Annotated in this window: 16 protein-coding genes; 8 read left to right on the forward strand and 8 right to left on the reverse strand. The window is 53.4% G+C overall.

All coding sequences use genetic code 11. The features are described from left to right. The first annotated feature begins 68 nt into the window (after positions 1–68). Complete coding sequence (locus ACVVH8_RS16230; protein ID WP_103302240.1) at positions 69–419, forward strand: hypothetical protein; 351 nt, start codon at positions 69–71, stop codon at positions 417–419. Here ACVVH8_RS16230 and ACVVH8_RS16235 read toward each other — a convergent pair. From ACVVH8_RS16235 to ACVVH8_RS16250, 4 genes are all read right to left on the reverse strand, one after another. Continuing rightward, a complete protein-coding gene (locus tag ACVVH8_RS16235) occupies positions 416–646 on the reverse strand; it encodes a hypothetical protein (protein ID WP_146041210.1) in 231 nt (76 codons plus the stop codon). The two genes, ACVVH8_RS16230 and ACVVH8_RS16235, sit on opposite strands and share 4 nt — an antisense overlap. A gap of 152 nt (positions 647–798) precedes the next feature. After that, on the reverse strand, positions 799–1020 hold the full coding sequence (locus tag ACVVH8_RS16240) for a hypothetical protein (RefSeq protein ID WP_475224858.1): 222 nt from the start codon (positions 1018–1020) through the stop codon (positions 799–801). A 99-nt stretch (positions 1021–1119) separates the two neighbouring features. Continuing rightward, complete coding sequence (locus ACVVH8_RS16245) at positions 1120–2124, reverse strand: fimbrial protein (RefSeq protein WP_475224861.1); 1005 nt, start codon at positions 2122–2124, stop codon at positions 1120–1122. Positions 2125–2388: 264 nt separating this feature from the next. Continuing rightward, positions 2389–2628, reverse strand: a complete 240-nt coding sequence (locus ACVVH8_RS16250) for a hypothetical protein (RefSeq protein WP_475224864.1) — start codon at positions 2626–2628, stop codon at positions 2389–2391. Between the two features lie 86 nt (positions 2629–2714). On the opposite strand from ACVVH8_RS16250, the gene ACVVH8_RS16255 reads away from it, so the two are divergent. After that, the gene (locus ACVVH8_RS16255; protein WP_475224866.1) at positions 2715–3347 is read left to right on the forward strand and encodes a hypothetical protein; all 633 of its coding nucleotides are present in this window, start codon (positions 2715–2717) and stop codon (positions 3345–3347) included. Here ACVVH8_RS16255 and ACVVH8_RS16260 read toward each other — a convergent pair. Beyond that, a complete protein-coding gene (locus ACVVH8_RS16260) occupies positions 3344–3970 on the reverse strand; it encodes a hypothetical protein (RefSeq protein ID WP_475224869.1) in 627 nt (208 codons plus the stop codon). The two genes, ACVVH8_RS16255 and ACVVH8_RS16260, sit on opposite strands and share 4 nt — an antisense overlap. A 112-nt stretch (positions 3971–4082) precedes the next feature. On the opposite strand from ACVVH8_RS16260, the gene ACVVH8_RS16265 reads away from it, so the two are divergent. The 3 genes from ACVVH8_RS16265 to ACVVH8_RS16275 all read left to right on the forward strand — a co-directional run bounded on the left by ACVVH8_RS16265 (position 4083) and on the right by ACVVH8_RS16275 (position 5531). Continuing rightward, complete coding sequence (locus ACVVH8_RS16265) at positions 4083–4454, forward strand: HNH endonuclease (RefSeq protein WP_475224871.1); 372 nt, start codon at positions 4083–4085, stop codon at positions 4452–4454. After that, a complete protein-coding gene (locus ACVVH8_RS16270) occupies positions 4451–5149 on the forward strand; it encodes a hypothetical protein (protein ID WP_475224873.1) in 699 nt (232 codons plus the stop codon). Before ACVVH8_RS16265 ends, ACVVH8_RS16270 begins: the two co-directional genes overlap by 4 nt. 73 nt (positions 5150–5222) lie before the next feature. Beyond that, positions 5223–5531 (forward strand): phiTE_015 family protein, encoded by a 309-nt coding sequence (locus tag ACVVH8_RS16275; protein ID WP_475224875.1) that lies wholly within the window; start codon positions 5223–5225, stop codon positions 5529–5531. A gap of 171 nt (positions 5532–5702) precedes the next feature. Here the strand turns inward: ACVVH8_RS16275 and ACVVH8_RS16280 are convergent, their stop codons facing one another. Continuing rightward, positions 5703–6182: a hypothetical protein gene (locus ACVVH8_RS16280; protein WP_475224878.1), complete on the reverse strand. Its 480-nt coding sequence runs from the start codon at positions 6180–6182 to the stop codon at positions 5703–5705. 122 nt (positions 6183–6304) lie between these two features. Between ACVVH8_RS16280 and ACVVH8_RS16285 the strand changes: the two genes are divergently transcribed. The 3 genes from ACVVH8_RS16285 to ACVVH8_RS16295 are packed head-to-tail and all read left to right on the forward strand — an operon-like array spanning position 6305 to position 7835. Next, positions 6305–6496 (forward strand): hypothetical protein, encoded by a 192-nt coding sequence (locus ACVVH8_RS16285; protein ID WP_475224880.1) that lies wholly within the window; start codon positions 6305–6307, stop codon positions 6494–6496. 45 nt (positions 6497–6541) lie between these two features. Further along, positions 6542–6784: a DUF4224 domain-containing protein gene (locus tag ACVVH8_RS16290; protein ID WP_212809057.1), complete on the forward strand. Its 243-nt coding sequence runs from the start codon at positions 6542–6544 to the stop codon at positions 6782–6784. A gap of 1 nt (position 6785) precedes the next feature. Next, positions 6786–7835, forward strand: coding sequence for a tyrosine-type recombinase/integrase (locus tag ACVVH8_RS16295; protein WP_475224882.1), 1050 nt, complete (start codon positions 6786–6788; stop codon positions 7833–7835). A gap of 107 nt (positions 7836–7942) precedes the next feature. On the opposite strand, the gene ACVVH8_RS16300 is transcribed toward ACVVH8_RS16295, so the two are convergent. Next, the gene (locus tag ACVVH8_RS16300; protein ID WP_475224885.1) at positions 7943–8122 is read right to left on the reverse strand and encodes a hypothetical protein; all 180 of its coding nucleotides are present in this window, start codon (positions 8120–8122) and stop codon (positions 7943–7945) included. Positions 8123–8772: 650 nt separating this feature from the next. Continuing rightward, on the reverse strand, positions 8773–9798 hold the full coding sequence (locus ACVVH8_RS16305; protein WP_212809060.1) for a sensor histidine kinase: 1026 nt from the start codon (positions 9796–9798) through the stop codon (positions 8773–8775). Positions 9799–9804 lie beyond the last annotated feature (6 nt).

The following is a 9804-nucleotide window of genomic DNA, read 5'->3' on the forward strand; positions in this document are numbered from 1 at the left end:
AGTGTGAGCTGGGAGAATAGATACAACATCTGGTGACTTGCCGGCCAGCGAAATTGAAGAGGTAGGCCATGGCCAAGACTGGGCAAGAGCGATCGGCGAAGGCCGTGCTGAAGCGGATCGAGTTCGACGAGAAGGACTTGCGGCACCGTTGCAGGCTCGGCACGCGGCAGAAGCTGGAAGAGCTCATGGCCTGGAACGAGGATACCGAACAAGCTTCGGTGATTGAAGGCTGTCTACGCTATGTACATTCGCTTGGGCCAGATGGTGCGCGGGATGCTTTGAAAGCGCGCCACGAAATCGTAATTAGCGAAAACGTGGCGCGTGACTTTCGCAATCAAAGCTTGGTGGGACTGAAGCGTGATCCGGGCGACGAAGTCATCACGCCGGATTTAAATTTGGAGGGAGCGGAAGGATTTTAACCCTCTGCGGAACTGTCCGGCAGCTGCATTACTCGTCCGACTCTTAACAATTGAATATCGATCGCTCCCAGCGCCGCCCCGCCCCATCCAAATGCTGCTGTTATAGCCATCAAAATTACTCCTAGATCGATATGGTAAATGAGTGGAATTCCATCAGGTAATGGAAAGCCGCACAACGTCACTAGGCTCGATGCAATAAAAAAATAGCTTAAGAGTTTTTCTTTCACGCGAGCTGTTAGCCCGTGCTCATGAGAAATCGCCGCTAAGCGATCACTGTAGTGGTCGCGATCTTACACCGCAGACACCATCGTTATCAAATTATGCCACCACCGGTCACCGAGGGAGGCACCTTAGTTTGCTTTACCTTTCATGGCGGTAATCAATCCAATAACGCCACGCTCGCTGCGCGATATCGCACAGGTCGTGTGTTGCGCCGCCCTTGGCGCCGTTGAGAAATTTCATTCTTGAAGGTGAACAGCAGAAAGCTGTACACAGCGCCGAGGCTGCCCACCAGCAGCACCCACGCAAAAATGCGCAACAGGTGTCGCGCCGCATGGGGTGTGGACAGGAAAGGGCCGATCTGACGCAGGTAATTCTTCAATCGAATGCCCGCACGGTAGAGGCGGCCGGGGGTGGCGAAAATCAGACAACTATTAAAGAGTGTGCGCAGGCAGCTGGCTATGCCAGCGCATCAATGGATTCAAAGGTAACTCATGACAAACGCGATATTTGCGTTAGCTGATCCGGCGCGCATTCCCTTGTCAAACCCACCATTTCCACCTGTTGTAGCAGTGCGAAAGTACCGAGCGCTCAGAGGGATTTTTAAGTTGCCTCCAGCCGAAGAATAGTCCGTGAATACATAGCTTTGATGTAAAACGATCGGGTTTCCGTCACTGTTGAGTATTTGCAAGGCCACACCCTGAGCAGTCGAATCGGCACTCAGCTTCACGATACCCCGCGTGGAGTTTTGAGAGGGGGAATCTGATGTGGGCTTGAGGGTGTAAGTCACTTTTTTTATGCCTGCCGGGCAATTGTTGAGACTGATGTCAAATTTGACGGGCTCGGAATACGATCCGTTATTGGCAAAGATACTTATGTCATGCGAACCCATGTCGACTCTGATGTCAGGCGTTTCACAGGATTGAGGCACAATCGTTGTGCCATTGGTCGCCATTGCTAGTGGTGATACACCGTCTGCATGAAAAACCCCGAGTGTTCCTGCCGGGATTTTCTGTGCATCGAATACATCCGCTATTTTGATTAGTCGTAGCACGTGTCTTGTGGTGTCCCATCCGTATCCGCCCGCCTCTCGACGAATACCCGGATAAATGGGTATGGTTACATTGTCTTTGAAGGACCACTGCCATGCGAGCCCGGTGTTTCCGATTGCGTAAACAAGGTCACCCGATTTAGACACACCGACATTGTTCTGAACACCATATGAAAACTCGTTAGTACATTTATACGAACTTGGCGTTGGTCCCATTGTGAGTGGAGGGCTTTCATATACTACGGTGCCGTTGGGTGTATCACGAGGAATCGAAAGTGTAGCGGGTACTTGCATAGTGATAGTTGTTTGATGATGATTGGGGTAGAAGGAGCAATTTGCCGCGACCGCGTAGTTTGAAGCGAAGAGCAGCGTCAGACATAGCGTATGAATCGCTTTCGTTAGCGGGACAGGGCGATGGAATTCGAAACGCTTCATGGAGAGGGCTCTACGTATCGGTCAATGAGTGGCGTACGTTAGCCATGCTGAATGGTCTTGGGCATCAGGCGATTCTTAAAAAGCACTTGCCCTTAGCGGTGGGTTTAGTACGAAGCTGGCGGCAGCAGCCCGAAGCATTTTGCTCGAACGAAAACGAGCCTTAACAAGGTGGGCCTGGGCATCGAAAGCCAGCGCAAATTTTCGCTCTTCCTCACCACCCTCCACCGCCCGGGTACGACCCGACTTATGAAATAGGGCAGCACCTTAATAATGCTGCATCAGCCGTCCAGTTATATTGCTGTCGATCAGCGGGATGATGCCGCTGCCCTGCTGATCGGCTAGCCACCGCCGTGACAGATAAATATCAAACTTCAAGATGTTTCGTTTGAGTAGCTCTGTTGCTGTTCCAGTGATCCGGTACAACCCGCACTCCGGGCACGGAATTTCCTCGATGTCTGGCAGCACAACTGGTGCAACGCTATTTCCGCAGATGTAGCAGCTCATGGCGATCCTTCCCGGTAATCGCGGAACTGTACCTGATCCATTCACCTCACTCCACCGCCCGGGCATGCCCCGGCATAGGACGCCCCATGCCCACAGAAAACAAGATCGCTGAGCCGGCACCGAGCCTGGCAACTGGTCATCACCTCGATGCAGCCACTTGGGCCGACTTTGTCCAGCGCCTGCGTTATGACTGCAAAGGCAAGCGGGTGCACGATCATTGCACCGCTGACGCAATCTTCATTGTTGAAGCCAAACGCATCGTTTCCGGGCTGGACATGGATTACACCGAGCAGCGCATGGTGTATTGGGACAGCGGCGAGTCGGCAGCATATTCGGTGAAGGAATACTGGGACCAGTTGTCCAGCTATCAAAAAAGCCAGCTCAATATAAAGATGCAGGACTGGTCTGAATGCCAGTTCATGAAAGCCGATGAGTCGGATCAGTGGTACGTGATAGGCGAGCTGCCCGAACATACCGTCAACGGCTGGGACGAGCGCTGGGAGTACATCAACGCCCACTTCACGTACGCGGCCGCCGAAGCATTCATCAAGCGCAAGAAGCACGACTACCGCGACGGGATGCGGGTCTACGTCGAATCGCAGTATTACGCCTGGGAATTCAATGCCATCAAGGAGGCGATCCTCGACGGCACGCTGACCTACACGCCGAAGGCGAATATGAATGCCCTCGGCTTGGCGAAAAGCAACGGTGTAAACTAATTATTCATGCCAGCAATCTTTTTTAGTTTAGTAAAACCCACTGTATGAGTTAATCGCCCCATTACTTGGATATTTTGCACAACACGATGCACTGGATCACCAGGATTAAATACATACGACTCAAACTCAATAATTTTAATTATCTCCGCCCTTTGCTTTTGATATTCCTGGTCATTTAAATCACTCGTTTCCAATCTACACAAACGCTCTTGAGCAACGACAGCCTTTGAGTTAACAGAGGCCATAAAACAAGACCTCATATCAACCCTCGCCTCGCTGATTTCGGAACAGGCGAGGAAAAATTTGTTGAAAGCGACAAGATCATCGGTAGATAGAGAAGAAACGAAAAAATGCTTGTTCGCTTCCCAATTTCTCGCCCCTTGAATGTTCCCCATAAATCTATCAAAGGTGTTTCGTTGCAGGACATCACCAATTACCCGTTCAGCATGGCGAATATCCATTATCAGTATTATGGCTGCAACTCGTCTTTCGGCTCGCTTTTGTAGGCCGTATACAACTAATGCTACTAAACCAACAATGAGGGTGATGGCCCCATTAAACCATAAACTAAAATCCATATCGCACCCCATCGCCATATTCAAATGAAGGTTGTCACCCTGCATTAAAGGGTGCTTCCGTAGCCTTTAGGTTAGTCGCAAACCGTCAAAACTCTCGCTCAAATTTGCTTTAACCCTCCCTCCTTCAAAGTCAGCCGCTATAGCGGCAAGGATACCTATGCGCCTGAAGAAAGCTGAGCGCGAGCAAGTGCGTCTGAAATACGGCGGGCACTGCGCCTACTGCGGCGTGCTTCTGGGTGAGAAGTGGCACGCCGATCACTTCGAAGCAGTGCGGCGCGGCACCAGCCCTCGCTGGGAAGGAAACGCCGAGCGACCGGAAAAACACAACCTTGAAAACATGATGCCCGCCTGCGTGACGTGCAACCTCAGCAAGGCGCATATGCCGCTCGAAGCTTGGCGCGGCTGGCTGGCCGGACACGTCAAAAGCCTCAACCTCTACCACCCCAACTACCGCATGGCCAAGGCCTACGGGCTTGTCGTCGAGACGGGCGCGGCGGTGGTCTTCCACTTTGAAAAGGTGAATTCATGAGCAACGTCAAGGAACGGCCGATCCTGTTCTCGGCCCCGATGGTGCGCGCCATTCTGGATGGACGGAAGACGGTCACGCGGCGACCGGTCAAAGGATTGTCGACCAGCTTCGCAGTGACAACCGCCGCTGACGAATCACCACTGAACGGCGTCTGCTGGAACGTCGGCGGCCCAATTATCCGCTGCCCATACGGCAAGCCCGGCGATCGGATGTATGTCCGCGAAACGTTCAATCGCACCAATCCTAGTGGCGCGGAAGGCGTTTATTACTACCGCGCTGACGGGGAGTTCCCGAAGAGCATCGGCGGCGGGAAGTTCACCGATGCCGAATCATGGAAGCCTTCGATTTATATGCCGCGAGTAGCCAGCCGCATCCTGCTGGAGATCACCGACGTGCGCGTCGAGCGGCTACAGGACATCAGCGAAGACCAGGCCAAGGCTGAAGGATGCTTCTTCACCGACTACGGCAAAGCCTGCTTTCACAGCGGCAAAGGTGTCCGAGACGCCGCGCATTGCGAACTGCCGGATTCCACTCACCAGCAGCGCAATGGCTGGATGTGGGACGAGACGACCAGTCACGAACAATGCCTTGGCTCCGCGCGCAACGCCTTCGGCAACCTCTGGCAAACGACCGGCGGCGACTGGGCCGCCAACCCGTGGGTCTGGGTCGTCGAGTTCAAGCGGGTGACGCCATGATCACCAAGTGCTTACTCGGCTGCACCCTCTTCTTCTGGCTTCCATTGGTACTGACCATAAAGGCGGTGATCGGATGAACAACGATTTACACGGAGCATTCAAAAGACGCAGAGCGGCACTCGCTGGAACGCTGCTCCAGGGCGAAGACTGGACAAAGGCATTCAGTAGAGCTGACGAAATTCTTAGCTTCGATTGCTTCAAGTCTGGGTGGCAAGCTTCCCGCGAGGAACTGGTGATCGAACTGCCGCCAGCACCATCCGAGCCCGAAGAGCCAGAAGAAGCCATCGACGACAGCTACATGGACGCCTACCACGCAGCAAAGGGTATGCGCCATGCCTGCTCGAAAGCCATCGAATCCGCCGGACTGAAGGTAACGCCATGATCGCCCTCGCGTGGTTCGACTACGTGTACTGCTACAAGGGAACGAAGTGATGAGCCCACCTTCAATAGGTCGGAGTGTGTCCATACATCTAAGAAGATGTTTGTGCAGACTCACTGAGTCCATGTGCAGTTCACTTTGTCGAGCCATCGTTTTGCTTTTGAATTTAGGATGTCAATTTGGCAGCTTTCTTACAGGTTTGTCTTGATCTTCGGGGTACACGTAAGGGAAAAGTTTCTTGTCCAAGATAAGAGCTATAGCGGTCCCCTCCATGTAACCGTTTACGCAGCGGTTACCAGCGGGTGCGGCCCCTCTCCAGGGGACGATGTGCAAATCAACTTTAGTAATACCAGTCGCCCCCAGAGCATTTGCCTTGAATTTCAACGTATTCGTCAGTATCTGAACGTTCCCATCAGTTAGAAGCCCCGCCATACACATTTTTATGTGTACCTCTTTGAGTACCGTCCCGAAGCTCTCTGGGGTGCCGCCATACGCGCTATGTACCTCATGCACATTTGCCTTAATGCTCTTCCACTCCGCTTCGGAAGCGGTCGCAGCAGTCTCTATGTCGTCACGCCGTGTATCCGGCAAATGGCTTCCGCATCCAAAGAGAGAACCAATTAGAACAGCAAGGCCGACAGCATAAAAACGCATCCATGAAACTCCCTAATTAGAAAGCCTCAAATGATAGCAGTCAGCTATCCGATAGAGCGACTCTCAGCCTAACTCCTACCCCACGCAAGAGCCTGCCGGTTTACGGCGGGCGAGGAATTCGTATGGCTTTCATTATCCCCACAGCAGTGAAATGTCCGAAGTGCAACTACACCGGACACGGCCAGCTTCTGACAACTCAAGCCAGTTATTGCCCACATTGTTTCGATGAATTTATCAAGAAGAACGTGCCGCACCTGGTGGCAGATCCTGATGGCAAACCATTCGACCCGAACAGTCAGGTAATAAACCTGTAACCCTTCACCACTTCTGCCGCCACGCGCGGCATGGAGCAATATCTCATGGAAACCGAAATCCTCTCTGACGAGGAGCTGGCCGAACTCACCGGTTACAAGGCCCGGGCATACCAGCGCCGCTGGCTGATTGATCGCCAATGGGTGTTCGTCGAAAGTCGCGGCAAACGCCCGCTGGTGGGCCGCATGTATGCCCGCATGAAGCTGGGCATGATCAGCCCTACGATTGCCGATCCGAGCCCGCCGCCGGCTGCACCGGTATGGACACCCGACTTCTCGCAGGTGAATTAATATGCGCCCCCGCAAGACCGAAACCCGCAATTTGCCTCCCCGGATGTATCAGTGGACAAGAATAAGAAAGAGCGGAAAGGTGTGGGTCGCCTATTACTACCTGGACATGACAGGCAAGGCGATCCCGCTGGGCAAGGATCTGGATTTGGCCAGGATCAAATGGGCGGACCTGGAGGCGAAGGAAAAGCCGCTCGATTTGCGTACCATGAAGGGCATCTTTGACCGATATATACGCGACATAGTATCGAAGAAAGCACCGCGTACGCAGAAAGACAACCTTTCGGAAATCAAGCAGCTCCGTCCAATGTTCGATAGCGCTCCCATCGACTCTATAACCCCTGCAACTATCGCCGGATACCGCGACGCGCGTACGGCCAAGGTTCGAGCAAATCGCGAGATTGCCACCCTATCGCACGTTTTCAACATTGCTCGGGAGTGGGGTCTGACAACGAAAGAAAACCCCTGTCAAGGTGTGCGCAAAAACAAGGAAACGCCGAGGGACTATTACGCGAATAATGTTGTTTGGGATGCTGTTTACGTAAAGGCAGCTCAAGAGCTGAAAGACGCGATGGACTTGGCCTATCTGACCGGGCAACGACCGGCAGATGTCCTGGTCATGAGGAAGGACGATGTCGAGGGAAATTACTTGGGTGTGCAGCAGAACAAGACACACAAAAAGCTGCGTATCCAGATGACTGACGGTGATGAGCCAAACAGCCTGGGCCTGTTGATCGGGAAAATGGCCGAGCGCAATGCTCAGCACATTTGCAGCTATTTGATTGTGAGCGCACGCGGCAAGCGGATGACGGCGAAGATGCTTCGCGATCGATGGGACGACGCCAGAGAAAGGGCCAAGAAAGAAGCTGAAGAAAAAGGCGATGTTCAGCTGGCGGAGAAAATCGGAGGCTTTCAGTTCAGAGACATCAGGCCGAAAGCGGCGTCGGAAATCCTCGACGTCGGCGATGCGAGCCTACTCTTGGGGCACACCAAAGGAGACATTACCGAGCGCGTCTATCGAAGAGTTGGCGCCATTGCCAAGCCATCGAAATAGCCCCAAAAACCGTTACAAAACTCAAAATCCGCCCCTTGTAGAATGCGGGCTGTAGAGGTTTAAAAAAATAAACGTATCGTAACGAAAAGCGGCTACAGGCCCCGGTTTCATTGGCTTTGCATATCGGTCTTGAAAACCGTCGACTGTAACAGGTCCATGAGTTCGAATCCCATCGCCTCCGCCATCTTATGTACGACAAAGCCCTGATTATTCAGGGCTTTGTCGTTTCTGGCGTTCAGGAATTTTGCTCCTCTCTTTATGGATCGTTTCCGCATCTTTTCGGTCATTTCCGCAACCCTGCTCTTCTGCCACCGCTGCTTCCCCCCTCCGCCGCCAGGTAGCCGACCACTGAGCCGAGACCCATGCGTTTGAGCAAAGGCACTGCCACCACGGCGGCGGCAAGCGAAGTGACGACACTCAACACTTGTCCTGCATTGCCTTCAGCGTCCATGGCATTGACCCTCATCCCACATCAGGATCGGTAATGCGGCCAAGGCCAGGCGTGTTGAGCGAAGCTTGGGTCTAAAGCGCTCAGTTCCCCAAACGCTTCTGGACCCAGCAAAAGATCCGAAGCGCCCACCAAGAGCGCTCGTTGCGATTGGGGGAAGGTCTTGCTTTGAAAGCCTGGACGAGTATTCATGGTGATTCCTGAAGACTCTCGATTCGTCCGCTCTTCAGACCCGTTAAAAACAGACTCAGATCCAACAAAAAAGACAGGATCGGCTTGGCATCACCCGCGTCGTAGCTATGGGTAAACAATCGGGCTTGAAAATCGCAGCGTTCAATCTGGCCACCTGCGGTGCCGTGAAGGGCCGTAAAAGGGGGGGGTGAAATTGCCACAAGTCGAGAAAGCGAAGTCAGCCAGACGGATAGCTGTTGGTGCAGATGCATCACAGCCGTGTAAGACCTCTGGAAACCCTCTTTCTCCTAGACGCCGTCAGTGGTTCACTCGGGGGAGCCTCATTACGAACTCACTTCCCTGCCCCTCTCCCGCACTGGTACCAATCACCGTTCCGCCGTGGGCTTCGATCAACTCACGCACTACGGTCAAACCAATACCCAGCCCTGCACCATTGAAACCAACCGCGTGAACATCCTGTACAAATGGCTCGAAAATGAACGGCAGTGCTTTCGGAGTTATACCTATCCCGGTATCACGAATGCGTATCTCCAGATGTTCGACTTCAATCGTCGCAGTAAGGGAGACCGTGCCATCAGCAGGCGTATATTTGGCGGCGTTACCCAGTAGATTGCCAAGAATTTGAGCGAGGCGCGCTGGATCGCCATTAACCATCAATGCGCGTTCCGGCAGTTCCGAGCTGAAAGTCAAACCGTGAGCAACCATGACCGGGGCACAGGCATCTATCGCCTCATGAATGATTTGAGCCATATCGACACGTTGGCAATCAAGGCGAAACTTGCCGGTGCTGGCGCGGGCGATGTCGAGCAAGTCTTCGACCAACCGGGACATCTGCTTCACCTGCCCCTCTATCAACAACTGCATGCGCGGCAATTCTTCACTTGGTACACGTACCAGCCGGCCAGCAATCATGCTGATGGGGGTCAGAGGGTTGCGAAGTTCGTGTGCAACCAGGTTGAGGAAGTTGCGTTGCTGTTCCAGCGCATGTTCAGCGGCCGCCTGCAGTTCCTGGGCACTCAGTGCGGCTATCACCAACTGCTCGTTTGCCTCGCGCATCTCGAGGTACATTTGCTGCTCTGCCTGGGCCATTGTCGGATTTTCCGCATCCGACTGCGCCGACAGAATTGACAGCACCAACTGCTGATTGGCTTCAATCAATTGCTCAACATGGTGACTATCGACGAGTTGGGCATTGGCCTGGTTGAGTTCCTTATGAACCGCTGCCAGCACCGCACGCGCCGCGACCGTTTTCTGGCCGAGAAGGAACAGTTCGCGTGCTGCAGTCGCTATGGCTTGCTCATTCTTGCCGTGACCCTCGCTCATGATATT

It is taken from the genome of Pseudomonas trutticola BRTCR10, assembly GCF_056155105.1.